28 protein-coding genes and 2 pseudogenes are annotated in these 24,360 nt (G+C 58.2%); 21 read left to right on the top strand and 9 right to left on the bottom strand.

Going from position 1 to position 24,360, the window contains the following annotated elements:
* Window positions 1-26 precede the first annotated feature (26 nt).
* The 4 genes and pseudogenes from B3Q33_RS16145 (at window position 27) to B3Q33_RS16130 (ending at window position 1,590) form a co-directional block, all read left to right on the top strand.
* On the top strand, window positions 27-329 hold the full coding sequence (locus tag B3Q33_RS16145; RefSeq protein WP_063508270.1) for an iron-containing alcohol dehydrogenase: 303 nt from the start codon (window positions 27-29) through the stop codon (window positions 327-329).
* 19 nt (window positions 330-348) lie between these two features.
* Window positions 349-510: pseudogene (locus B3Q33_RS16140) on the top strand (integrase core domain-containing protein); the annotation flags it as partial.
* 194 nt (window positions 511-704) lie between these two features.
* Window positions 705-831 (top strand): annotated as a pseudogene (locus tag B3Q33_RS16135) (LysR family transcriptional regulator); the annotation flags it as partial.
* A 189-nt stretch (window positions 832-1,020) separates the two neighbouring features.
* Window positions 1,021-1,590: a LysR substrate-binding domain-containing protein gene (locus B3Q33_RS16130; RefSeq protein WP_231866110.1), complete on the top strand. Its 570-nt coding sequence runs from the start codon at window positions 1,021-1,023 to the stop codon at window positions 1,588-1,590.
* A gap of 74 nt (window positions 1,591-1,664) precedes the next feature.
* Here the strand turns inward: B3Q33_RS16130 and B3Q33_RS16125 are convergent, their stop codons facing one another.
* From B3Q33_RS16125 to B3Q33_RS16110, 4 genes are all read right to left on the bottom strand, one after another.
* Entirely contained in the window at window positions 1,665-2,588 is a 924-nt protein-coding gene (locus B3Q33_RS16125; protein WP_035248713.1) for an alpha/beta hydrolase, read from the bottom strand.
* Window positions 2,589-2,821: 233 nt separating this feature from the next.
* Window positions 2,822-3,136, bottom strand: a complete 315-nt coding sequence (locus tag B3Q33_RS16120; RefSeq protein WP_052042919.1) for a helix-turn-helix domain-containing protein — start codon at window positions 3,134-3,136, stop codon at window positions 2,822-2,824.
* A gap of 449 nt (window positions 3,137-3,585) precedes the next feature.
* The gene (locus B3Q33_RS16115) at window positions 3,586-4,803 is read right to left on the bottom strand and encodes a tyrosine-type recombinase/integrase (RefSeq protein WP_063508271.1); all 1,218 of its coding nucleotides are present in this window, start codon (window positions 4,801-4,803) and stop codon (window positions 3,586-3,588) included.
* 292 nt (window positions 4,804-5,095) lie between these two features.
* Complete coding sequence (locus B3Q33_RS16110; RefSeq protein WP_272962922.1) at window positions 5,096-5,947, bottom strand: YicC/YloC family endoribonuclease; 852 nt, start codon at window positions 5,945-5,947, stop codon at window positions 5,096-5,098.
* A gap of 158 nt (window positions 5,948-6,105) precedes the next feature.
* Between B3Q33_RS16110 and rph the strand changes: the two genes are divergently transcribed.
* Genes rph through B3Q33_RS16095 form a run of 3 tightly spaced genes read left to right on the top strand, consistent with a single transcriptional unit; the run spans window position 6,106 to window position 8,117 of the window.
* Entirely contained in the window at window positions 6,106-6,822 is a 717-nt protein-coding gene (gene rph / locus B3Q33_RS16105; RefSeq protein WP_035248709.1) for a ribonuclease PH, read from the top strand.
* 9 nt (window positions 6,823-6,831) lie between these two features.
* On the top strand, window positions 6,832-7,494 hold the full coding sequence (pyrE, locus tag B3Q33_RS16100) for an orotate phosphoribosyltransferase (RefSeq protein ID WP_035248706.1): 663 nt from the start codon (window positions 6,832-6,834) through the stop codon (window positions 7,492-7,494).
* 2 nt (window positions 7,495-7,496) lie between these two features.
* On the top strand, window positions 7,497-8,117 hold the full coding sequence (locus B3Q33_RS16095) for a hypothetical protein (RefSeq protein ID WP_035248703.1): 621 nt from the start codon (window positions 7,497-7,499) through the stop codon (window positions 8,115-8,117).
* A 49-nt stretch (window positions 8,118-8,166) separates the two neighbouring features.
* Here B3Q33_RS16095 and slmA read toward each other — a convergent pair whose 3' ends face one another.
* The 5 genes from slmA to coaBC form a co-directional block, all read right to left on the bottom strand.
* On the bottom strand, window positions 8,167-8,754 hold the full coding sequence (gene slmA / locus B3Q33_RS16090) for a nucleoid occlusion factor SlmA (protein ID WP_035248701.1): 588 nt from the start codon (window positions 8,752-8,754) through the stop codon (window positions 8,167-8,169).
* 110 nt (window positions 8,755-8,864) lie between these two features.
* The gene (gene argB / locus B3Q33_RS16085) at window positions 8,865-9,764 is read right to left on the bottom strand and encodes an acetylglutamate kinase (protein WP_035248699.1); all 900 of its coding nucleotides are present in this window, start codon (window positions 9,762-9,764) and stop codon (window positions 8,865-8,867) included.
* Between the two features lie 215 nt (window positions 9,765-9,979).
* Entirely contained in the window at window positions 9,980-12,376 is a 2,397-nt protein-coding gene (locus tag B3Q33_RS16080) for a phosphomannomutase/phosphoglucomutase (protein ID WP_035248698.1), read from the bottom strand.
* A gap of 198 nt (window positions 12,377-12,574) precedes the next feature.
* Window positions 12,575-13,027 carry a dUTP diphosphatase gene (dut, locus tag B3Q33_RS16075; RefSeq protein WP_035248696.1) on the bottom strand — a complete coding sequence of 151 codons (453 nt, stop codon included), beginning with the start codon at window positions 13,025-13,027 and terminating at the stop codon, window positions 12,575-12,577.
* An 87-nt stretch (window positions 13,028-13,114) separates the two neighbouring features.
* The gene (gene coaBC / locus B3Q33_RS16070; RefSeq protein ID WP_035248694.1) at window positions 13,115-14,314 is read right to left on the bottom strand and encodes a bifunctional phosphopantothenoylcysteine decarboxylase/phosphopantothenate--cysteine ligase CoaBC; all 1,200 of its coding nucleotides are present in this window, start codon (window positions 14,312-14,314) and stop codon (window positions 13,115-13,117) included.
* Window positions 14,315-14,432: 118 nt separating this feature from the next.
* On the opposite strand from coaBC, the gene B3Q33_RS16065 reads away from it, so the two are divergent.
* The 14 genes from B3Q33_RS16065 to B3Q33_RS16000 all read left to right on the top strand — a co-directional run bounded on the left by B3Q33_RS16065 (window position 14,433) and on the right by B3Q33_RS16000 (window position 24,350).
* The gene (locus B3Q33_RS16065; protein WP_052042915.1) at window positions 14,433-14,735 is read left to right on the top strand and encodes a four helix bundle protein; all 303 of its coding nucleotides are present in this window, start codon (window positions 14,433-14,435) and stop codon (window positions 14,733-14,735) included.
* Window positions 14,726-15,400 carry a RadC family protein gene (gene radC, locus B3Q33_RS16060; RefSeq protein WP_272975152.1) on the top strand — a complete coding sequence of 225 codons (675 nt, stop codon included), beginning with the start codon at window positions 14,726-14,728 and terminating at the stop codon, window positions 15,398-15,400. The genes B3Q33_RS16065 and radC overlap by 10 nt, the downstream gene beginning before the upstream one ends.
* Before the next feature lie 194 nt (window positions 15,401-15,594).
* Window positions 15,595-15,831, top strand: a complete 237-nt coding sequence (rpmB, locus tag B3Q33_RS16055; protein WP_035248690.1) for a 50S ribosomal protein L28 — start codon at window positions 15,595-15,597, stop codon at window positions 15,829-15,831.
* A 21-nt stretch (window positions 15,832-15,852) separates the two neighbouring features.
* Entirely contained in the window at window positions 15,853-16,020 is a 168-nt protein-coding gene (gene rpmG, locus B3Q33_RS16050) for a 50S ribosomal protein L33 (protein ID WP_007151127.1), read from the top strand.
* Between the two features lie 452 nt (window positions 16,021-16,472).
* On the top strand, window positions 16,473-16,700 hold the full coding sequence (locus tag B3Q33_RS16045; protein WP_035248689.1) for a Flp family type IVb pilin: 228 nt from the start codon (window positions 16,473-16,475) through the stop codon (window positions 16,698-16,700).
* Window positions 16,701-16,718: 18 nt separating this feature from the next.
* On the top strand, window positions 16,719-17,186 hold the full coding sequence (locus B3Q33_RS16040; protein WP_035248687.1) for a TadE/TadG family type IV pilus assembly protein: 468 nt from the start codon (window positions 16,719-16,721) through the stop codon (window positions 17,184-17,186).
* 57 nt (window positions 17,187-17,243) lie between these two features.
* Entirely contained in the window at window positions 17,244-18,086 is an 843-nt protein-coding gene (cpaB, locus tag B3Q33_RS16035) for a Flp pilus assembly protein CpaB (RefSeq protein WP_035248685.1), read from the top strand.
* On the top strand, window positions 18,076-19,248 hold the full coding sequence (locus B3Q33_RS16030; protein ID WP_232222095.1) for a type II and III secretion system protein family protein: 1,173 nt from the start codon (window positions 18,076-18,078) through the stop codon (window positions 19,246-19,248). Before cpaB ends, B3Q33_RS16030 begins: the two co-directional genes overlap by 11 nt.
* A 4-nt stretch (window positions 19,249-19,252) precedes the next feature.
* Entirely contained in the window at window positions 19,253-20,443 is a 1,191-nt protein-coding gene (locus B3Q33_RS16025) for an AAA family ATPase (RefSeq protein WP_035248683.1), read from the top strand.
* Window positions 20,444-20,454: 11 nt separating this feature from the next.
* Window positions 20,455-21,615: a CpaF family protein gene (locus B3Q33_RS16020; protein ID WP_035248681.1), complete on the top strand. Its 1,161-nt coding sequence runs from the start codon at window positions 20,455-20,457 to the stop codon at window positions 21,613-21,615.
* Window positions 21,612-22,532: a type II secretion system F family protein gene (locus tag B3Q33_RS16015; protein WP_035248678.1), complete on the top strand. Its 921-nt coding sequence runs from the start codon at window positions 21,612-21,614 to the stop codon at window positions 22,530-22,532. The genes B3Q33_RS16020 and B3Q33_RS16015 overlap by 4 nt, the downstream gene beginning before the upstream one ends.
* Window positions 22,525-23,394, top strand: a complete 870-nt coding sequence (locus B3Q33_RS16010; protein WP_286829352.1) for a type II secretion system F family protein — start codon at window positions 22,525-22,527, stop codon at window positions 23,392-23,394. Before B3Q33_RS16015 ends, B3Q33_RS16010 begins: the two co-directional genes overlap by 8 nt.
* A gap of 15 nt (window positions 23,395-23,409) precedes the next feature.
* Entirely contained in the window at window positions 23,410-24,081 is a 672-nt protein-coding gene (locus B3Q33_RS16005) for a tetratricopeptide repeat protein (RefSeq protein ID WP_035248674.1), read from the top strand.
* Entirely contained in the window at window positions 24,078-24,350 is a 273-nt protein-coding gene (locus B3Q33_RS16000) for a hypothetical protein (protein WP_035248672.1), read from the top strand. Before B3Q33_RS16005 ends, B3Q33_RS16000 begins: the two co-directional genes overlap by 4 nt.
* Window positions 24,351-24,360: the final 10 nt, after the last annotated feature.

The following is a 24,360-nucleotide window of genomic DNA, read 5'->3' as shown; positions in this document are numbered from 1 at the left end:
CGCCCCATGGCCTGGCGAATGCCATTGTGCTGCCTCACGTACTCGAATATTCCGCCCCCGCCTGCATTGAGCGCCTGGCCGAACTGGCCCGCGTCAGCGGCCTGGAGCAGGGCGGTGAAACCGATGAAGCGCTGGCAGGAAAATTCATCAAACGTGTCCGCGAACTGAAACAGGAGCTTGGCATTCCCGAGAAGCTGGACGCATTGCGCAGCGAAGATGTTCCCGACATTGCCAGGGCTGCATTGCAGGAAGCGCATTTCAGTTATGCGGTACCGCGCTATATGAATCAGACGGTGTGTGAGGCACTGTTGAAGAAGATGCAGGCCTGAGGTTTTGTGGAAACGGGGACAACGATTTAATCGAACGACATGGCGCGAGTGGCTGGATCTCCACGAGTTCACCTGCGTTGCCCATGCCCAGCTATTAACCACACAGTGGCGGTGGCAATACAATAACGGATGGCCCAATTCGGCCATTGGCGGAGTGCCTCCGGCCCGATTGCTACAGTGACTCTATACTCAAACGAGCGATGAAAAATGGGTGGATTACACCTTCATGGATTGCTTCCTCAGTGAGCCCGTAGAACGATTCTGCTTTCCGTGATAGACGTCGGTGACACGCATGAATCACTAAATCTGGCACCCCTCCGCGCTTCATGCTTTCATGATCAATACCGAATCAGCCATTAGCGCAGCTAATTAGTCATGAAAGAGAACCTGAACGATCTGATCGCCTTTATGGCCGTGGCTCGGGAACAGAGCTTTACCCGCGCCGCCGCCGGGCTGGGTGTGTCCCAGTCCCCTCAGTCAGACCCTGCGTAACCTGGAGGAGCGGCTGGACCTGAAGCTGCTCAACCGCACCACCCGCAGCGTCACCACCACGGAAGCCGGCGACCGGCTGCTGGAACTGGTAGGGCCGGCGCTGGACGATATCGACGCCGGGCTGGCGGAGCTGCACTCGCTCAAGGGCAAACCCGCCGGCACCGTACGCATCACCGCCGATGAATTTGCCGTCTCCACCGTGCTGTGGCCAGCCCTGCAGCCCCTGCTGCGTGACCACCCGGATATCAAGGTGGAACTAAGCGTGGACTATGGACTGGTGGATATTGCCAAGGAACGATTCGATGCCGGGGTACGCCGCGCCGGACTGATTGCCAAGGACATGATTGCAGTACCGATCTGCCCGCCGATCCGCATGGTCGTGGTGGGCTCACCGGACTACTTCAACCGACACACGCCACCGCAAAAACCCCAGGACCTGGTGGCACACAACGCCATCAACCTGCGCCTGCCCACCCAGGGCGGCGTCTTCCCCTGGCTGTTTCAGGTACGCAAGAAAGAAGTGAAAACCCACACGGAAGGACAACTGGTATTCAACAGCATCCTGCAAGTGCTGCAAGCGGCCAAAGACGGCATGGGCCTGGCCTACCTTCCAGAAGCCCTGGCCCAGCCGGGACTGGACGACGGCAGCCTGATCTCCGTGCTGGATCGCTATAGCCACACCTTTCCCGGCTATCACCTCTATTACACCAGCCGCCGCAAGGCCTCCACTGCCTTTGCCATGGTGGTTGATGCCTTGCGCCTTACCTGAGAGCTCTCGAAACCAATCGACCGAATATAAAAAAGGGCGACCAACCTGGCCGCCCTTGATGCTGTCGCGATGTGTTACAAGTGATCCTGATAAAACTGCTGCAGTTTTGCCAACGCCTGATCCACCGCTTGCGGCTGATCGTACAGGTCATAATGGCTGGCACCATCGACCACCAGCAGATCCTTGTTTTTCGACGCCGCACGGCCATACAGCTCGTAGCCATCCCGGTGAGAACCGAAGGCCCCGGTCTTGCTGCCGATGATGACTTGCAGCGGCTGGGTCAGCAGATGCTCAGCCAGATGGAACGCATCGAAGGCCACTGCCGGTGCCAGCCCTGAGAAACGCAGCTTGTTGGGGGAACCCGGCTGCTGCCCGCGCGGCGTGGTGTAGTAATCCACCGCTTCCACCACATCAATATCGGTAATGCCTGCCTGCTCACACTCGTCTTTCGAGTTGGGAATATAGCCGGTGATCAGCGGCTCCGCCCCACGGGCCTCGGCGGTACGCTGCTGGCCAATGGCCTCCAGGGTCTGGATCGCTGCATTCGGGGACATATCCCCCTCGCGCATCAGCCGCCCATAGTTGGCCGCCACCACGGTGCCCACCGCCTTGATACGACGCTCCGTCATGGCCGCATGCACGGCATAACCGCCACCGCCACAAATACCCAGCACCCCGATGCGGCTCTCATCCACAAAATCCTGGGTCACCAGATAGTCCACCGCACAGCGGAAGTCCTCCACCCGGGTCGCCGGGTCTTCCAGAAAACGTGGCTCGCCACCACTTTCCCCCTGGAAGGACGCATCAAACGCCAGCGTCACATACCCCATTTTCGCCAGCCGGGCGGCATAGATCGCACCGGAGGTCTGCTCCTTGCAGCTACTGATCGGGTGCGCACAGATAATCGTGGGGTACTGCCGGGACGCATCAAAGCCTTCCGGGAAGTACAGATTGGCGGCCACATCGACATTACGGTTCTTGAAGCTCACAGCTTTCATGGTCTTACCCTCTTGTGAATCCATTAGGTTGGTCAGTGACTATGGGATTCACGGTAGCAAGCGGGGATTGTTCTGATTAGATGGCAATTTAAGGAAGGGGTTATTAGCTTAGCCAATGAATTAAGGCAGTACTACATTTTCGACACTGCGCTTTACTGCATGATGCAATATCTTCCCAGATCTCTTATTTCGTACCCCAAAGGGGGGTAGGCCAGCTCCATGTCTACGAGCACCTAAACCCCACTCTCAATCGCCAAACTAGACCGCATCATCGCCTTGTCTCGATCTGACGGAGCACCAAAAAGCTTGTGGTAGTCGCGGCTGAACTGGGACGGGCTTTCATAACCGACCAGGTAATCAACGCTGGCCACGTCCTGCTCGCTGAATAGCAGCCGCCAGGCTTCCTGCAAACGCACCCGCTCCTGGAACTGCACCTGGGTTAGCTGGCTGATGGTCTTGAAATGCCGATGAAAAACGCGGGGCTTATATTCGGCATAGCGGTCAGCTCCCCGACTTTGAAAGACTTTTGATAATTCGCATGCATCCAAGTCGTGACCCGACCGATGCGAGTGATGTCGCTGTCTTTCTGCCGATTTGGTGTAACGCCGCCGCCCCCCCCCAGCGGCGAGCACAACAGGCTCCAACAAATTTCCCTGCGTATAAGCGGCGCCATCTTTTCGCAAGCGGCCAGTATCTTGAGCGGTTATAGATTGACTAAACAACCTGGCTGGCAAAAATGAATCCGAGGCAGAAGCGACAACCTGTGGCGCTAGGGAGCTGGATCAGGTTAAAAGATTATGCATAAGCCATTGGGCGGCGCAGGGTAGCAGGACAGCGATTCGTGGCCACATTTGCTGTTGTGTGATGCAGGCTGCTGATTGTCCAGAGGTGTCCAAGCGAGTCCATCAAAATCCCGATTCTTTGTATAGGTTGTAGTTCAGGGTCTTGGCTTATGGTTGTCGATAGTCAATAAATACAGCCTAAACACACCTGTACATCATAGGTGTATTAAGGCTTCTATGGCGTTGGCTACTCGCTGGTGAGCTATTTTTCGCTCCTCAAAATAATCATACCGATCATAAATCCCCTCAACCCCCTTCAGCTTGTGATTCAAACACCTCTCCGCCACATGGCTCGGCACACCTTCCGCAGCTGCGAGGCTGCGGAAGGTGCGTCGCAGGTCGTGGATGGTGAAGTGTTCCAAGTCGTCCATTTTGTTGGGTGGCTGCACCTTCCGGCCAGCCTCTCGGCCAAATAGCTTGGAAATGGCGCGGTTCAGGGTGTCAGGGCCCATGTGGGGGCGTTTGCTGGCGCGCCTGGCAGGGAACACATAGGGGGAGCCGCAGGCATGGCCTTGCTGTACCTTTAGCCACTCAATGGCTTGGGTTGGCAGAGGGATGGTGATCGATGCGCCAGTCTTGCTGCGCTCTTTGGAGAGATCCCAGATTCCGGCCTCGAGGTCGAATTCTTCCCAGCGGGCCTCGCATAGCTCGCTTTTTCTCACGCCTAGCACCAGGAACAAGCAGCAGGCCCGATAGTTGTCTCGACCAAAGCTGCTGATGTGCTCCCGGAAGACCCCAAAGGAATGTTCGATTTCTTCCAGCGTCAGGGTGCGCTCCCGGCTGGCTTCGACGCCGCCGGCGTCGCTGACGGTGAAGGGACTGGCCGGGTTGTTCTGGCACAGGTCCAGTTTGATGCCATGACGAAACAGCTGCTTCATGTACATCAGGGTGTCATTGGCGATGGTGGGGCGGTTGCTGCGCTGGACGCGCTGCAGGACGGCCCGGATATCCCTTGGGGTGACGTCGGCAATCGGGTAGAGGCCGATCACCGGGTGGATTTCTTTCTGGTAGATGCGCTTGGGGATGTTGGGGTGTTTCAGGCGCCGGGACAGATCGGTCTCATGCCAGTCCTGGAAGAGGTCTTTGACGGTGCGGATGTCGGGCTGGACAACTTTGGCCCTTTCCTGGATTGGGTCGGTGCCCGTTCGGATGCCTTGCTTGGTCAGCACAGCGGCTTCCCGGGCGTCACCCAGGGACATCTGGGGGTATTGGCCCAAGGTAATCTCGTGGCGCTTGCCTTGGGCGCTGTAGCGCAGCATCCAGTAGGGCGTGCCTGACTTGCGCACGCAGAAATAGAGGCCGCCACCATCGGTATGCTTCTTGGGGGCCTGCTTTGCCAGGGACTTGATCTGAGTGGCGCTGAGTTTGCTCATTTTGACCTTGTGGCGTTTGAGCCTATAAAAACAGGCTGCCCACCACTTTTTTTTTGTTGATTAAAGAGAAAAATTCTCTGTTATCAATGGTATGCAGGCAGTCTCTTGATGGCTGCCCACCATTTCAGGTCAATATAGGTGTCAGGGAGGGAAAAGTCACGTTTTTGCCCACCATTTTGCCCACCACTTTTGTCTGGATAGTGGTGGATGGCAGTGGATTTCCATGGATTGAGTTTCGAATTTAATTCTTTAAAAACAACGTATTAAATACGATTATGGACTTACCTGGATTTTACTCGATATTCTGGATCTGTTCCCGCATCTGCTCGATCAGCACTTTCAGTTCCACCGCTGCCGCGGTGGTCTCGCTGTCCACGGATTTACTTGCCAGGGTGTTGGCTTCGCGGTTGAGTTCCTGCATCAGGAAATCCAGGCGGCGGCCGATGTGGCCGCCTTTCTTGAGAATGCGGCGCACTTCGCTGACGTGGGTAACCAGGCGATCCAGCTCTTCGTCCACGTCCATTTTCTGGGCCAGCATCACCAGCTCCTGCTCCAGCCGGTCCGGGTCCGGGGACTCGATCACATCCTGAATGCGGGTACGCAGGCGTTCGCGCTGGGCTTCCTTGATGCGGGGGATGGCGGCTTTGACGATATCGATCTGGGTGCCGATGCCATCCAGCCGGTCGACGATCAGCTGGCCCAGTTGCTCGCCTTCCCGGCGGCGAGTGTCGATAAGGGCGTCGAGGGCTTCATCCAGCAGGGACTGGGATTCGTTCTGCAGCAGTTCCACATCCAGCTTGCGGGCGCTGAGCACGCCAGGATGGCGCAGGATTTCCATGGGGTTGACTTGGCCCGGATGCTGGACGATATCACCGACCCGGCGGGACACGTCGGAAAGCTGCTTTACCAACTCCTCGTTGAGCTCCAGGGAGACCTCGCTATCGTCCTGCTGGTAGCGCAGGGTCACTTCCACCTTGCCCCGGGCCAGCGCCTTGCGGCATTTCTCACGCACGCCGTTTTCCAGGGCGCGCAAGGCATCGGGCAGACGCGGGCTCACCTCCAGGTAGCGATGATTCACGGCTTTGATCTCCCAGACCAGGCTGTAGCCTTCCAGATGACGGTCGGCGCGGGCGAAAGCGGTCATACTGCAGATCATGTGAACCTCGAAACAGCTGTTGGAAAGGCCCCTTAGTCTAGACCACGAGGGCCCATCGGGCCTAATGACCCACCAGGCAGGCATAACCGCCCCTGCCTTTGCTACAATGGCGGCCCTTTTGCATTCAAGACACTTCAGGAGTTTCCATGCGTCCTTCCGGCCGAGCCCACGATCAGCTGCGTGAACTGAGCTTCACCCGCAACTACACCGTTCACGCCGAGGGCAGTGTGCTGGTCGCTTTCGGGGATACCAAGGTGCTGTGTACCGCGTCCGTAGAGGAAGGTGTGCCGCGCTTTCTGAAGGGCAAGGGCCAGGGCTGGATCACTGCCGAGTACGGCATGCTGCCCCGTTCCACCCACACCCGCTCCGGTCGCGAGGCTTCCCGGGGCAAGCAGGGTGGCCGTACCCTTGAAATCCAGCGTCTGATCGGTCGTTCCCTGCGTGCTGCCGTAGATATGAAAAAGCTGGGTGAGCGCACCATCTTTCTGGATTGTGATGTACTGCAGGCTGATGGCGGCACCCGCACCGCATCCATTTCCGGTGCCTGCGTGGCCCTGGTGGATGCCTTTTCCCATTTGCTGGAAACCAAGAAGATCAAGGATGACCCGCTCACCGGTCTGGTCGGCGCAGTATCCGTGGGGGTCTACAAGGACGAGCCGGTGCTGGATCTGGACTATGCCGAAGATTCCAATGCCGGTACCGACATGAACGTGGTCATGACTCAGCAAGGCGGCTTTATCGAAATCCAGGGCTCTGCCGAAGGGGCTCCCTTTACCCGCGAACAGTCCGACACTCTGCTGGGGCTGGCGGAAAAGGGCATTGGTGAAATCATTCAGGCCCAACAGCAGGTGCTGGGCTGGTAAGGACAGACAATGAAGAACTACAAGAAGCATTTTCTGCGTTTTGCCCAGGAGCGTGAAGCGCTGAAATTCGGCGAATTCACCCTCAAGTCCGGTCGCAAGAGCCCGTACTTCTTCAACGCGGGCACCTTCAATACCGGTGAGGCCCTGGCGCGGCTGGGTCGCTATTATGCGGACGCCATCGTCGCCTCCGGGCAGGAATTCGATATGCTGTTCGGGCCGGCCTATAAAGGCATTCCACTGGTGGCAGCGGTGGCGGTGGCGCTGGCCGAACACCATGGTCGCGATTTGCCCTGGGCCTTCAACCGCAAGGAAGCCAAGGATCATGGCGAAGGCGGCTGGCTGGTAGGGGCGCCCTTACAGGGCCGGGTGCTGGTAATTGATGATGTGATCACTGCGGGTACTGCGATCCGTGAAGTGGCGGCGCTGTTCGAGAAGACCGATGCCACCATGGCGGGGGTCATGGTGGCACTGGATCGTCAGGAATGCGGCAAGGAGCCTTCCGAAGCAGGGAGGGGGCTGTCGGCGATTCAGGAAGTGGAGCAATCGTTGGGGGTGCCGGTGGGCAGTATCGTGGCGATGAACGATATTATCCACTGGCTGGAACAGCAACCGGATAGCGAGCCCATGGTGTACCGTATGCGGCAGTACCGGGAGCGTTATGGAGTGGAATAATAATGAGATGTATTGCTCTGATTCTGGTGTTGATTCTGTCGGCGCCAACACTGGCTGCGCGATTTGGACAACGCGCCAGTGAGCGCATGCCGGACGGGGCCTATTTTCGGCATGTGACTGCCGATGGAGTGGTTCACCTGAACCGTACTCTGACCACTGACGCCATGCGTAGCGGTTATCAGCTGCTGGATCAGCACGGGCGGGTCCTGGAAGATGTGGACGGCGTTAATCTGAATGACGAAGAGGCCCGGGAGGTTCGTCTGCAGCGGGCTCGTCAGGCCCGTGAAGACAAGGAGCTCGTGCGCCTGTATGCGGGGCCGGAAGATGCGGTACGTGCCATGGATCGCAAGATCGATGCCCTGGAGCTTAGCATCAGCTATGAAGAAAACAGCCTGGCCCAGCTACAGATGAAGCTTGATGACGAGATTGCAGTAGCGGCCCGGAATGAGCGAGCCGGTCGCGATGTGCCGGATGGCGTTCAGGAGGCCATTGAGCGCCTGAAGCGCCAGATTGAGCTGACAGAAGAAAAGCTGGTGGAGTTCGAAACCGATATCGACGCGGCGAAAAAGGAATATGCGCCTATTATCCAGCGACTGAAGGAAATCGAGAAGACAGAACGTTAACCTTGCCCCTTTGCTGTAGCCGCCTGCCTGCAGGCTGGCGGCTACAGGACTATTCCCGGAACAGGGTTGGGATCAGCAATTCCCACTGCGTCTGCCAGTCCTGGCTGGGACGGGCTTTGAAGCCTGAGCGAACGAATTGGGCAATACGGCCCTCAACCACTGCCAGCAACAGGTTGGCAGTAATGGTGGGGGTGGTCCGGGTGCGCAGCCCTTCCTTCAGCTCTGCGTCGCGCAGTACCTGCTTGAGCTGGCTTTCCACCCGATCATAGAACTGCTGGATGCGCTGGTGCAGTCGTTCATTCTCGCCGGTCAGGGCATCACCGGTGAGCAGCCTGGTAATCCCCGGGTTGCGCTCGGTAAAAGCCAGCATCAGGGTCAGGATCTGTTCCACCTGGCCAGTGGCATTTCCTTCTTCGGTAATGCGATTAATGCGGGAGAAGATCGCCTCTTCAATAAACTCGATCAGCCCCTCGAACATCTTCGCCTTGCTGGGAAAATGCCGGTACAGCGCCGCCTCTGAAACTCCCACTTCCCGAGCCAGGCCGGCGGTGGTGATACGTCCCCCGGGGCCGGCTTCCAGCATATGGGCGAGCGACTGCAGAATCTGCTCTTTGCGCGACGGTTTTTTTTCGGTCATGTAGCGTCGTTCCCGTTGTTATATTGTCAGCCTTCGTAGGAGCTATGCTTGCATGGCGAAGTCCTGAAGGGCATTGCCATGTTCGCCATGCGAGCATGGTTCCTACAGTCTCAGTCCTTGCTGATCAGGGTCCCGATCCCCTGATCGGTAAGGATTTCCAGCAGCACCGCGTGGGATACCCGCCCATCGATGATGTGAGCGGTGTGTACGCCGTTTTTTACCGCTTCCAGGGCGCAGCCGATCTTGGGCAGCATGCCGCCGTGGATGGTGCCGTCCTTGATTAGTTCATCGACCCGTTCGGCGCTAAGGCCGGTGAGTACTTTACCCTGTTTATCTTTCAGGCCCGCCACATTGGTGAGCAGGATCAATTTTTCGGCGCGCAACACCTCGGCCATTTTGCCGGCCACCAGATCCGCATTGATATTGTAGCTAACGCCATCTTTATCCACGCCGATGGGGGCGATTACCGGAATAAAGTCACTGCCGGCAATCAGGTCGATGATGGTGGTATCAATACCCTGCACTTCGCCCACATGGCCGATGTCGATAATTTCCGACGTCTGCAGGGCCGGGTCGTTTTTGTCCTGTGCCTTGAGCAGCATCTTGCGGGCCTTGATCAGGCGTCCGTCCTTGCCGGTGAGACCGATGGCCTGGCCGCCGTTGTGCTGGATCAGGTTGACGATGTCCTTGTTGACCAGGCCGCCGAGCACCATCTGCACCACGTCCATGGTTTCCTGATCAGTGACGCGCATGCCCTGAACAAACTTGGATTCCTTGCCCAGGCGTTCCAGCAGGCTGCCGATCTGTGGGCCGCCGCCGTGAACGATCACCGGGTTGAGGCCAACCTGTTTCAGCATCACCACGTCGCGAGCGAAGCTGTTTTTCAGCTCGTCGTTTTCCATGGCGTTGCCGCCGTACTTGATCACCACGGTGGCACCGGAAAAGCGCTGAATGTAGGGCAGCGCCTCGATCAGAATCCGGGCAGTGTCGTGGGCACTGTTGGTGTCCATTGGATCTCCTAGGGTATTAGCGTTAGCCGGGGAGTTGAAAGTTTAAAGTTCAAAGTTGAAACGTGAAGATGGCACCACGCTAACCGAAAATATTTTGCTCCGCGCTTCATCCTTGGCGCGAACGCGGGTGCGACCTTGCCGAATACAAAATGCCTTGCCCACGCTTTTCAACTTTGCACTTTGAACTTTCAACTCCTCGACTGCTTGATTCTAACTCAAAATGGCAATTCCAGGCTGTCGTCCACGGCCTGAAGGTGCTTGCGGAACTGTTCCTTGACCCTTTCCAGGGCTTCCTCGTCGCGGCCTTCGAAGCGGGCCACCAACGACGGCGTGGTGTTTGAGGCGCGCACCAGGCCCCAGCCGTCCGGGAAGTCCACCCGCAAACCATCGATGGTAGTGGGCCGGCCGCCAGCGAATTGTTCGGCGCGAGCGGCAAGGGCGTCCACAAGGGCAAACTTGTTTTCTTCGCTCACATCGATGTAGAGGGCCGGGGTGGTGAGACCGGTTTTCAGGCCGTCGAACACCTGCCCGGCGCTGTCATCCTGCAGTGAGAGGATTTCCAGCAGACGAGCGCCGGCGTACAGGCCGTCATCGCAGCCGAACCAGCGGTCGGCGAAGAAGATGTGGCCACTGATCTCGCCGGCCAGTGGCGCACCGCACTCTTTCATTTTGGCCTTGATTAGTGAATGCCCGGTCTTGTACATCATCGGGCGGCCACCGTTCTTGCGGATAATGGCCGGCAGAGCCCGGCTGCATTTTACGTCAAAGAGAATGTCTGCGCCCGGGCTGCGCCCCAGCAGATCCTTGGCGAACAGCATCAACAGGCGGTCGGGCCAGATGATTTCGCCGCTGTTGGTGACCACTGCAACCCGGTCAGCGTCGCCATCAAAGGCCAGGCCAAGATCCAGATTTTCCTCTTGCACGATGCGGATCAGGTCGGCCAGGTTGTCCGGATTGCCCGGGTCGGGGGCGTGATTGGGGAAGTTGCCGTCGATATCGGTGTATAAAGAGGTTACTTCACAGCCAAGTTGCTGGAAAAGGCGTGGCGCCAGTTCGCCGCCAGCGCCGTTACCGCAGTCTATGGCGACTCTGAGGGATCGTGCCAGCACGATATCGCTGAGAATATCGTCCAGATAACGATCGGCGATATCGCGTTCCTCCTCGCGGCCCTTGCCTTCACTGAAGGCCTTGTTGCGGATGCGTTCCTGCAAGGCAGTGATGCGTTCGCCGTAGAGAGTGTCGCCATTGATAACGATCTTCAGGCCGTTGTGGCTGGTCGGATTGTGGCTGCCGGTGAGCATGACGCCGCTACGGGTTTCCAGCACTTCGGTGGCGTAGTAGAGCACCGGGGTGGGCACCAGCCCCAGATTGATGACATCACGACCGGATTCCAGCAGGCCCTTGATCAGAGAGCGACTCAGCTCCGGGCTGGACAGGCGCCCGTCCCGGGCCACCAGTACGCTTTGCTGGCCGGCGTCGCCAGCTTCGGTGCCGATGGCGCGGCCGAGCAGATACACACCCTGGGCGGTGAGTGTGTCGCCGGCCACGCCACGGATGTCGTAGGCACGAAAGATGCTGTCCGGGAGGGTCTCGCCTTGTTTCTCGTCCATCAGCAGAATGCTGTCGTCATTTTCTTCCACCACGACCAGGTCTTCCGACTGTTTTTTGACAGCAGAGCGGTGTGGGCCGCCCCGCTCACGAAGCTTGGTTGCCATGCGTGCCTGGGCGTCGTTGACGGTGCTGAAAAGCGGAAAATGGAAGTGATTGCGGGCGCTGACGCCGGGCTGGCGCGCCAGTTCATCGCAGTAACGAATCAGTTCGGCGCAGTCTTGCTTGAGAAACCGGGCCAGCAAGCGGTTGACCAACAAGGTGCCGAGTAATAACAACACGATGCCCAGGGCTACAACGATGGTGCTGATCATCAGCAGATTGCTGTCGGTGGGGGGCAGCGTCAGTTGGACAAGCACCTGGCCAGAAGTGGCGTCGACACGGGTGCCATTATTGTTGTCGGGCTGGCTGAAGAGGTTGCTGCCAGCGAATGTTACCTGCAGTTGGCTACCGGCGGGCGCCAGGTCTTGCAGGCTTTTTGCCAATACGCTCAGAGGCACTTGTAGTAGCAGGGCGCCACTCTGGGTGCGGGTGGCTTTCACCAGAATCAGGGTGGGGGGCTGGCCGGCGATGATGGCCGGGCCCGGTGACTGGCCCAGACGCACTTCCTTGAGCAGTTGCTGTGCGGTATAGCTGAAATCGTCGGTGTTCGCGCCACGGCGTGGCACCAGGCGCAGGCTGGCATCCGGCAGCCATTGGTGATGATGGGCGTTGAAGTTGGCGACGGTGTCAGTGGATAGTGCCTGGTCGATATCGTTACGGGTGGCCAGCAATGCCAGCTGCTGCTGGTGTGCCTTGATATGGCTCTGGGCCAGGTTGGCGATGGACTGAGCAAGCTGCGTGGCGGCTTGCTGTTGTTGTGCCGCGTCTGCCACCCTCGTCTGGTAAAACCAGGTTGCACTGCCGGCCACCAGGATGGCCGCCAGGGCGGCAATCAGCAGGGGCGCCAGTGGCTTGAATACGCTGACGTCGGCGCCTTTATTGTTCTTCTTGTTGTTCCCCATATCCCCTCCGGATTAGACCTGAATCCGTGATGGCGGCGCGGCGTCTGACACAAGCCTTTGCCGCCACAGACCCGTTTTTTCTGAAGAAAAGTCTTCAGTCAATCGTACTCTCTGATACGAGACTTCTTCAGAAAGCTCGCTGTGACAACAAATTTTTATGCCATCCATCCGCGCTGAAGTCATGGCTTCAGGTTAGGCTCAGTGACGGCCGCTGTGGCCGAAACCGCCGCTGCCCCGCTCAGTGTTGGTGAAAGTCTCCACCTGTTCCAGTTGCACCTGCATCACCGGTACGATCACCAGCTGGGCGATTCGCTCGCCGGGTTCCACGGTGAATGGCTGGTTGCCCCGGTTCCAGCAGGACACCATCAGCTCGCCCTGGTAGTCAGAATCAATCAGCCCCACCAGATTGCCCAGCACTATGCCGTGTTTGTGGCCCAGTCCGGAGCGCGGCAGGATCATGCCCGCATAGCCGGGATCGCTGATGTGGATGGCCATGCCGGTGGGCAGTAATTCGGTCTGCCCCGGTGCCAGTGTCAGTGGTTCTTTGACCATGGCACGCAGGTCCAGGCCGGCGGAGCCGTCGGTGGCGTAATGGGGCAGTGGAATTGCGTCGCCCAGTCGGGTGTCGAGAACGCGGTATTGCAGTTTCATGGAATCAGTTCCTGATTGGCCGGACACCTGACGCTGAACGCCGGACGCGCTGAGCGTCTGGCATCTGGCGTCAGGCGTCAGGCGTTATTAATCTTTATACCGTATCGCAATCAGTTCGATCAGTTGTTTGGCAATCTGGGCCTTGGAGGCCAGCGGCAACACCTTGTGGCCACCGGGCCAGATGACGGTGAGGGCGTTGTTGTCGCTGTTGAAGCCCACGTTGCTGCCGGACACATCATTGGTGGCGATCATATCCAGTTTCTTGTTCACCAGTTTGGCCTGGGCGTAGGCCACCACATCCCGGGTTTCAGCGGCGAAGCCCACAGTGAAGGGGCGTTTGTCGTGTTCTGCCACCGACGCCACGATGTCCGGGTTTTTCACCAGGGTGAGGTGAATTTCCTCGGTGGATTTTTTGATCTTGTGGTCGGCGGTGACGGTGGGGCGGTAGTCGGCCACGGCGGCAGTGGCAATGAACACATCACAGCCCTCGTCCACGGTTTTCATGCAGGCATCGAACATGTCCACCGCCCGGCTCACGTCCACCCGGTCTACCCGCGACGGGGTCGGCAGATTGACCGGCCCGGCGATCAGGGTGACCCGCGCACCGGCTTCGGCGGCGGCCTCGGCCAGGGCGAAGCCCATTTTCCCGGAACTCTTGTTGGTGATATAGCGCACCGGGTCGATGGCCTCGCGGGTAGGGCCGGCGGTAATCACCACATGTTTGCCGGTGAGTAGCTGGTAATCGAATACCTCGGCGGCATGCTGGAGGATCTCCAGCGGCTCAAGCATCCGCCCTGCGCCGATTTCGCCGCAGGCCTGGCTGCCGCTGCCGGGGCCGAATACCTTGATGCCCTTTTCCTGCAGGATCAGCAGGTTTTTCTGGGTGCTGGTGTCCGCCCACATCTGCTGATTCATGGCCGGAGCGATGGCGATGGGGGCGCCGGTGGCCAGGCAGAGGGTGGCGAGCAGATCGTTGCCATGGCCATGAGCGAGACGCGCCATGAAGTTGGCTGAGGCCGGGGCAATCAGTACCAGATCCGCCCATCGGGCCAGCTCGATATGGCCCATGGCGGCTTCCGCGTTGGGGTCCAGCAAGGTGGTATGGACCGGATGCCCGGACAGGGCCTGCATGGTCAATGGGGTAATGAATTCGCAGGCTCCCTGGGTCATCACCACCCGCACCTGGGCACCCACATCCTGCAGGCGACGAACCAGATCGGCGGCTTTATAAGCGGCAATCCCGCCCGTGACTCCCAGAAGGATGCGTTTGTTCACCAGACGATGCATGCGAGAACCCTTATTGGCTGACGGCAATCATGGCAAATCTCGTCTGCCGATGCTGCCCCCGGAATGCTATTAATCGAGGCGCATAGGGTAGCACTGTAAAAGAGGCGCGGCACGCAGCATGCAAGCACGCAACACGGAAAAGATCAGGGGCGAAAAGGTGGAGAGAGAGAATCGGCGCTATAGAAATTTGCGAGTTTGGCTGGGAGCGGTGGAATTGGCCGAAGCGGTATATGGGATGACCAAGTGGTGGCCGAGAGAAAAACGCTCTGGGCTGGCTGGCCAGATGCAAAAAGCGGCGCTGGGAATACCGTCCAATATCGCCCAGGGCTATGGGCGTGCTGAGAAAGCTGGAGGCGGCGTGATGTCTGATTATTCCATGTTGCGTGGTTCCATGCCGTGTGGAGCGTTCCTGTGGCGATAACTGACTGGCCGACGGATGAGCGGCCCAGGGAAAAGTTGCTGGCAAGAGGGGCGGAATCACTGAGTGATGCGGAGCTGCTGGCGATTTTCTTGCGCACCGGGCAGCAGGGTATGACAGCGGTGGATCTGGCCAGAACACAGTTGTTGGCAGGGGGCGGGCTGCGCGCCTTGCTGGATGCCGGGCCGGAGCGTATGGCCCGTCTGCCGGGCATGGGCACTGCCCGGCGGGCTTTGTTGCTGGCGGCCCTGGAGCTGGGGCGGCGTTATCTGGCTGAACCTCTGGAGCGGGGCTTGCCGCTGGATAATCCGGACAAGGCCGGGCAGTTACTCACTGCTCGCCTGCGCGGGTTGCCTTACGAGGTGTTTGCCTGCCTGTTTCTGGACAACAAGCATCGGCTGATTGCCTTTGAGCAGTTGTTTCAGGGCACTATCGATGCGGCAGCGGTGTATCCGCGGGAGGTGGTGCGCCGGGCCATGGAGCACAATGCGGCGGCAGTGATTCTGGCTCACAATCACCCCTCCGGTGTGGCGGAACCCAGCCAGTCCGACCATGCCATCACCCGGCGGCTGGTGGAGGCGCTGGGGCTGATGGAGATTCGGGTGCTGGATCATCTGGTGATCGGTGATGGTGGCTGGGTGTCGCTGGCCTCGAGAGGGGCCTTATAGTGGCGTTGCGAAGATTCTCTGCGGGGTATTTTCGCCCTGCCAGGTCTTGGCAAGGCGGAGGTAAGTCCCTGAATCCTGGCCCTTCCGGTCGAATATCCAAGATTTAGCTTGAAACTTGACCGGCGGATTGGTATAAAACGCGCCTTTTCCGGGGCTCTACCGTCCCCCCGCAAGAAGATTTACGGAGCAAGACAATGTCCAAGGTTTGCCAGGTGACCGGTAAGCGCCCTGTAACGGGCAACAGAGTTTCTCACTCGAACATCAAGACCAAGCGTCGTTTCGAGCCGAATCTGCACCACCATCGTTTCTGGGTTGAGTCCGAGAAGCGCTTTGTGCGCCTGCGTGTGACCTCCAAGGGCATGCGTATTATCGACAAGAAAGGGATTGATGCCGTGCTGGCTGATATCCGTTCTCGCGGCGAGCGTGTTTAAGGCTAATTAAGGAGCTAACCCATGGCCGGTCCTATTCGTGAAAAAATCCGCCTGGTGTCCTCTGCTGGCACGGGGCACTTCTACACTACCACCAAGAACAAGCGTCTCCATCCTGAAAAGATGGAAACCAAGAAGTATGATCCGGTCGTGCGCAAGCACGTGGCCTACAAGGAAGCGAAGATCAAGTAACGATTTTCTTCCTGCCTGCCTGGCAACGGACATAAAAAAACCCGGGATTCTGTTCCGGGTTTTTTTATGTCCGAAATCTTGCCGGGAAGGTCAAAAAAGTTGGTTAAGGTGCCTTTTGCCGGATGGTTGCGGCAAATTTCCTTCTGCGGGGAGGCAATAGTTTGCCGATATTCAAATCGATATCACAAAGTCACAACCTTTGTCTGTCGCATACGTGCAATTCTGTGCTTTTGAAACACCGTTCGTCACCTTTCAGGCCCGAATGGGGCTTTTGCCATGCTGCTGCCGGTACTCTGGTGCTACGTTTACAGAAAGCGGTACATCGCAACAAAACACTACGCAGTGAAAGTTGTGATGCACTTCACGGATGCATAGCATTAAATGAGTAATTCACTTTTTCGCATATGAATTTACGCAATGTTCACATCAAGGAACGTGCAACGGAGAGCACTATGAGTACCTTTAAAAATATGTTTCGTTTGTTGATGATCCGCCTGTACACCCAATTGCCGGGGCGAGCACGTAACCAGCGTGGCGCTAGTGCGCTTGAATATATTGTGCTGGCTGCGGCACTGATTATCATTATTGGTGTTTTGGCAACGAATGAGACTGTCCAGACCACCATTAATACGGCATTTACAGATCTGTTTACCGACGCTTCCAACGCTGGTGGCTCGTAGAGTTTAATCGCCATTCGGATGCAAAGTATGCTGACTCGCCGGAGATGGACTGGGGCGGTAGCATTGGAGTTTCTGATGCTGTTCCCTTTTGTGATTGCCATGCTCTATGGCGCGGCGGTCTACGGCCTGACTTTCTTTGCCCAGTATCGGATGCAGGCCGCCGTGGATACCGCAGTATCAACGGCGCTGTATGTGGACCGGTCCGAAAACCAGGCCAGTAACATCGGCACAGCGGTATCACAGAGGGCCAACACGGCTCTGGCTGGCCTGGTGGCGCAGTTACCGGAAAGTCTGAGAGATAATCTGAATACGGCTTCGGCCTGTGGGCTGGAAACCATTGCGGGGGGGGTGGAAGTGCTTCGCTGCAGTCTGGTATACCCCAACTATCAAACCAACCCGATTGTGCCGGTGTTGAGTTTTGGCATGCTGGGGGATTTCCCCCCACTGCCGGCACAACTGGATGTGGATGCCCGGGCCGCGTTTTGATTTAGGATGCGGATCGGCAAAAGAATCAATATTTGACAGGGATGTTCCGGAGAGAACATGGGATCAAGACTGCTCTACATGCTGCCGGCGTTGGCGGTGGCATTGGTTGCGCTGATACTGGCGCTGGTGGGATTAAGTCGCGACCCGGCACCGTCGCTGGTAGTCCGCGATAACGCCTCCGGCGAGGAAGTGCGCGATCAGGAAACGCCCAGTTACCGCTATTGGGTCGTTACTGAAAGTCTCAATATCGGTGACTCCCTGGATGAAGAGGCTCTGGCGGTAGTATCTTCGCCGGCGCCCATCCCCAATGTGCTGACTGCTGATGAAAAGGTGGTCGGCAAGGAATTACGTCAATACGCCCGCCCGGGCGAGCTACTTTCCCGAAACCATCTTGAGCCTGGTGGCACCCTGCCCAGCACTCTGCCCTCCGGCTTCCGCGCCGTGGCGGTAGGGGTGGATGATGTGGTCATGGCCGGAGGTTTGCTACAACCTGGCGATCTGGTGGATGTGGCGGTGTCTTTTCGCAAATCGGAACGGGACAACCCGGCTGCCATGGTGTTGTTGCGCAGCCTTCAGGTGCTTGCCGTGAAGGGTGCCATGGCTGCGGCTAGCAGTGACCAGGATCGCGAGGCCCAGCGCCGCAACAACACCGTGGTACTGGCGGTACCGAAAGAGAAGGTGCCGACACTGTTGCTTGCCTCGGAAGAGGGTACGTTGCGATTGGCGGTGGTGGCCAGCCAAGACAAGGCTGCTGACGACAGCGACGAAGAAAATAAAGCCAAACCGGTTTATTACAAGGATCTGTTCCCGGCGGCCCGCGCACCTGCACCACGGGCGACACCGGGCCAGAAAGTGGAAGTGTATGAGGGATCAGAGTCAAGGAGCACTTATGTGCGTTAAGTGGTTGTGGAAGGGGGCCGGGACCTGCCTGGCACTGTGGTTATCCCTGTCGCTTGCCATGGTGGCGCAGGCGGAAACCCTTCAAGGCACCATGCGAGTTGCGCCTGGAGATCAGAAAGTTCTGAACTTTCCGGCCGCTGTGGCCAAGGTAGCGACTTCCGACCCGAAGGTGGCAGCGCTAACCGTGACCGGCAGTGAAGAGCTGTTGCTGACGGCCAAGGCTGAGGGCTCGGCGGTGATATCGGTATGGTTGCGTGGCGAGTCAAAGCCACTTCGCAGCACCGTGGTAGTTGCAACAACGTTGGGATCCGCATTGCCATTTGGTACTCAGGTGCAAACGGATATCCGCGTGCTCGAGGTAAGCCGTTCCGAGCTCAATCAACTGGGTATGAGCTATAGCAATGTCTTTAATGATGGCCAGTCTGCCGTGGGGATTGCCCCTCCCGGGGCTGGCTTCCAGGTGCCGGGAGTGGTGCCGGCGCCGTTGAGTTCAGACGGCTTCAATCTGTTCGGCTTTGGCCCCAATTCAGTGTTGGCCATTAATGCCCTCGAGGCCGGCGGCTTTGCGTACACCCTGGCAGAGCCCTCTCTGACCAGCCTGTCCGGACAGAGCGCCAGTTTTCTGTCAGGCGGTGAGTTTCCCGTTCCGATTCGCAGTGATAACACCGGGATACAGATTGAGTTCAAGGAATTCGGTATTGGCCTGAGTCTGACCCCTACGGTGATTGATGCCGGACAGATTATTCTCAAGGTGGCGCCGGAAGTATCCGAACTGGATTTCTCTGCCGGTGTGGAAACCGGTGGCGTGGCGGTGCCGGGCCTGCGGGTGCGGCGTGCTGAGACCACCGTGTCTCTGGCGCCGGGAGAGACTTTTATCATTAGTGGTCTGGTCAGCCGCAACACTATCAATAACAGCAATCGACTGCCGGGTATCGGCAATATCCCGCTGCTGGGTGCCTTTTTCCGTTCTTCGCGTATCGAGAAAAGTGACAAGGAGCTGGTGATGGTGGTGACGCCTCATCTGGTGACGCCACAGCAAAGCACCGAACCTCCGGTGACCCTGCCTGGCGCGGGCTACCACAGCAGCAGTATGGGCTGGCTGGATATGGCCACGGAAAGCCGCCGTGGTTCTCAGCCCATTCGTCACGGCCTGAGCTGGTGATGCTATGAGTGATCATGACATTGTTCTTTCCGTCGTTGACGATGAAGGCATCGAGGCCTGGCTGGAACGGGTGGTGGATGAACCCTTCCGTCTGGAGCAGGTCAGCCGCAGTGACCTGACCCGGGTGCTGCGGTTGTTGGAAGCCACTACGGCCCATGTCGTGATGGTGGAAATTTCCGAAGTGGATATGGACCAGTCACTGGCGATTATCACTGCCCTGACCAGTGCTCGCCCCTGGGTAACCGTGATTACCGTTTGCGCCCGCGCCAATCAGGAATTGCTGCTGCAGTCCATGCGCGCCGGTGCCCGGGATTGTTTTGTGGCAGGCAGTGAAGCCGGCGATGTCCGTGATCGCTTGCGTCGCCATCAGCTGCTGCGAGTCGGTCACTATGATGATCAGGCCCGTTCGGCCACCAATAATCTGACCCTGGTTGCAGCAGCGAGCCCCACGGTGGACACCCGTTTTCTGGCTCAGAACGTGGCGTTGGGGTTGAACCGCCTGTTCCCCAATGAGCGCTGCCTGGCCATCGATACCCAGCCCGCCGAGCGCGGTATTTTCTATCTGGATGTGCATAACGAATACACCCTGGAGAACTTGTTGGCGAGCCCGGAAACCCTGGATGAAACCCTGATCGGCACCGCTTTGGAAGAGTACCGGCCAGGGCTACGATTGCTGGCCGGCGGTATCGATAGCCGCGAGCTGGAGGGAGATCGCAGCGCAGATCTGTTTATCGCGCTCAACCACCTGATGCAGATGTTCGATCGCATCGTGATCAATGTGGGCACTCTGGAGAGCCGTCACTGGGTGCGGGCGCTGGGTATTCATGCCCGCCATCTGCTGATCACCATGCAGCCGCTGGTGGACCAGGCCCATGCCGTGCGGACCCTGGGCAATGAATGGCGCTCTCACCTTGGCCGCGATAGCCAGGTTCATCTTGTTGTGGATGGCATGGAAGGCAAGGTGCCACCGGGGCTGGATGAGCTGTCGGAGACCGCCGGAGTGAGCCTGCTGGGTGGATTGCCCATGGACTGGCGTCATCGCCTGATGGCCATGAACAGTGGACTGCCGATTCAGGAGCAATCTTCCCGCTGTCGTTACAGTCGTAGCTTGCAGACGTTGATGAACAAACTGGAGTCCCAGCAGGAAAACAGTATCGGCGAGAGCTGGTGGCAACGACTGCGTAGCAACGGATAGCAGGAGCACTTGTGGCGGGACGAATCGACGCGGAGTACCAGCACCTCAAGGATCGCACTCATCGCTGGGTGGTGGAGCGGCTGGATGAAGAAGGCATCGAGGTAGGTAATACCGGCCGAGATCAGCTTGCGGATTTTGTCCGAACCGCCGCAGGGCAGCATATCGCTCTTAACCGGGTGCCCCTGTCCACCCAGGACCTTAATCAGCTGGTGCGCGATACGCTGGACGAAGTGACCGGCTACGGGCCGCTGGAGCCTTTGCTGGCAGACCCGCGGATCAACGATATTCTGGTCAATGGTCCGGACAGCGTCTTTATTGAGGTGGCCGGGGTGCTACAAAAGGCATCGGTGCGGTTCATCAATGATGACCATGTAGTACGGGTGATTCGTCGCATGCTGGCTCCCCTGGGGCGCCGGCTGGATGAATCCAGCCCCATGGTGGATGCCCGGCTGCCGGATGGTTCCCGGGTCAATGCGATCATTCCGCCGCTGGCTCTGGACGGCCCCAGTATCAGTATCCGTAAATTCACCGGTAACCATCTGAGCGCACAGGAGCTGATTGACAGCGGCTCCCTGACCGAAGCGTGCCTGGACACCATGGTCAAGGCAGTGGAATCGCAGCGAAATATCATTATTAGTGGCGGTACGGGTACTGGTAAGACCACCATGCTGAACCTGATCAGCCAGTATATTCCTCGCCAGGAGCGCATCCTCACCATTGAGGATTCTGCCGAACTGGTGCTCAACCATCCCCATGTGGTTCGTCTGGAAACCCGCCCGGCCAACACAGAGGGTAGGGGCCGAATCAGTGCCCGGGAGTTGGTCATCAACGCCCTGCGGATGCGCCCGGACCGGATTATCCTCGGTGAGGTACGTTCCAACGAGATCATCGAATTGCTCCAGGCCATGAACACCGGCCATGATGGTTCCATGAGCACCATTCATGCCAATAGCACCCGCGATGCTCTGGTGAGGATCGAAACCTTGCTGGCGGTCAGTGGCTATGAAGCCAGCGAAACCGCTATCGGCCGACTGATCGGCTCGGCGCTGGATATCATCATTCAGCTGGAAAGGTTGCCCGATGGTCGCCGTCGCGTCAGCGAGGTGGTGGCGCTGACGCCTACGGAAAATGATCTCTATCACATGGATTACCTGTACAGGAGTCAGGCATGAGTGCGGTGGAGTTGCTCGGCATGGCGCAGATGCTCGGCATTATTGCCGTGCTGACCGTGCTGATGCAGCTCGTCTGGTTTCGCTACCGGCAACGTAGCCTGCTCACCGAGCGGGTGCGCCAGCGTTTGCAGCAGCGGATGGAAATCGGTGGTGAGCCGGGACAGGTGCGAGTGGTGGCGGGGCCGCTGGAGCGGCTGTTATTGCGGGCCGATATCCGCCTGTCCAGAGTACAGTTGTCGTTACTCGGTATTGTTATCTTCCTGATCGTGGTGCTGGTGCTGGCATCTTCGGGGTTCATTGCGGCTGCTGTAGTGCTGGCCCTGTTGGCGGCGAGCCTGTGGATGTACTGGCGGTTTCGCTTCCAGCAACAGCGACGCATGATTTTTGAGTCCCTGCCTGGAATCATGGAATCCACTTTGCGTTATATGAGTGCGGGCCGGTCTCTGGAAGCGTCCCTGCTGGAATCTTTTCAGGATGCGCCACCCGTGTTTGCGCCGTTGACCTTCCGGTTGCGCAGTGCCATTGAATCGGGACGGGATTACACCGGCCTGTTTGAAGATTTTTCCAGACTTTATCAGGTGTCGTCTCTGGTGCTGGTTTCCATTGCATTACGCACTTCTGCCCGGTTTGGTTCCTCCATTCGGCCGGTACTTGAGCAGGTGGCCACCTCGCTTCGCTCCCAGCAGGAGCTGCGTCGGGAATTTCTTGCCTCAACGGCTGAAACCCGTTTTACAGCCGGTGCCTTTACCCTGCTGCCACTGGGTATGGCTGCGTACATGATGCTGATCAACGAGAAGTATGCCGAGGTTCTGCTGAACACGGATACCGGCCATACCATGCTGATGATCGCCGGCATCCTGCAGGGTGTGGGCGTGCTGGTGATCTGGCGAATGATCCAGGGGGTGGGCCGTGAATAATGCGCTGCTGATAGTCGCCATTCTTCTGTCTGCGTTGTCCTTGTGGCTGGTATACAAGACCCGGGACTGGGCGCTGCGTGCGCGCGTTAGTCAGCGTTTGCAGGATAGCGGCAGTCATCGGGACGATGAGGATCGGGGGTTCTGGCTTTGGAAGCTTTCCAGTGCATTGACGGACTCCTCTGTCGCTTCCGGCGATTATCAGGAGATTCGCCAGGCGTTGGCAGGCATGGGCAAAAGCCGCGAACAATCCCAGGTTATCTACCTGCTGTCCTGCTGGCTGTTGCCGGGCCTGGTGGCTCTAGTGGGATTTCTGGTGTTCGGTCTGTTGGGTGGCCTGCTGGCATCGGCAGCGGGATTTATTGTGCCGCGGCGGATGATTCGCGGCATGGGCGCTCAGGCCGAATTGCGACAGAATCTGGAAGCCGTGGAGCTTTGTCATATGACGCGGATGCTGGTGGAGGCGGGTCTCTCGCTGGAACGAGTGCTGCGTATCATCGGCCGCCAGGGTCGACCACTTCTACCCATTCTCATTATGCGGATAGATCGTTTTAACCGGCTGATGAAGTCTGGTGCGGAGCGCACACAGGCGCTGGATGAACTGGGTGAAAACAAGCGTATTCCAGTGTTGCGTAGCTATGTGGTGCTGATGAAGCAAAGCAGCCAACTGGGGGCGGGTGTCTCAGCTAGCCTGGATCAGATTATTGAAGAAGCCCAGAACGTGGAACGTAGCCGCATCCGGGAGGAAACTAACCGGATCGGCGCCAAGATGACGGTGGTAATGATGGCGTTCATGCTGCCAGCACTGTTTATCTTGATCGGCGGACCGGCGGTGATTTCCATCGCCGATGCATTGGCACGATAACAAGGGAGTAACAACATGCGTGGCATGGTTTGGGGAGCACTGGTATTGCTGGCGGGTTGTGCCCACCAGTCAGTGCCGGAGTCGGCCCCCGGCACAGTGGATGTATCAGCAATTGCCTGCAAGGACGCATTGCAGCCAGAGCAGCGCGTGGATCTGGAAATGGTTGATACTCTGATGGCCAAGGGGCGCAATTATGCGGCTCTGGCACAGCTGGAAAGCAAGCCGATGGGCGCAATCGACCACTGGTTGCGATACGGCCAGTTGCTGGCAGCTTCCGGCAAGCTTGATGAGGCCGAACAGGTATACCGGACCCTGGCCAACCGCTGTGATGATGGTCGCAGCCGCCATGGGCTGGGTATGGTTCTGCTAAAGCGGCATGAGGTCATGGCGGCACTGTCGCATCTGGAGCGTGCACGAAGCCTTGCGCCCGCCACCTCTCAGGTGCGTAATGATTATGGCTATGCGTTGATGCTGGTGGGGCGCTATGAAGATGCCGCCTTCGAGTTGCGAACCGCTCTGGAGCTGGCGAATGGCAAGGGACCGGTTCGTCAGAACCTGGCAGTGGCCTATCTGATGACCGATGACCGTGAGGGGCTGCAAGCGTTACAGTCCAATTATGGGTTCTCGGAGGATGAAATCGCCTATGCCGAGAAACTCAGTGAACAGTTCGGGAGGACCCGACAATGAAAAAACTGGCCTTGATACTCGTGTTGCCTGGAGCGGTTCTGGCAGCGGAGCCCCAGCAAACCTATAGCTTTGGTGTTTCCGGGCAGGTTGTCAGTAATGAATCCGAGACAGTGACTGACTGGTTGCTTAACCAGCAGCGTGACTCCCGCCCGGCAGGGCAGAGTGAGCTGTCAGCGCCGCTTTATGTAGATACCCAGCGCCGACTGGCAGACTCCTTCCGTACCGCGATTCCGGAAAGCTTCGGTGAACAGACCCGAGACGACAATTAACCGTCTCCGG

Source organism: Alcanivorax sp. UBA3183, assembly GCF_002364155.1.
Lineage (GTDB): Bacteria > Pseudomonadota > Gammaproteobacteria > Pseudomonadales > Alcanivoracaceae > Alcanivorax > Alcanivorax jadensis.
Note: the sequence above shows the minus strand (reverse complement) of the source record. Positions and strands in the feature narration are given on the sequence as shown.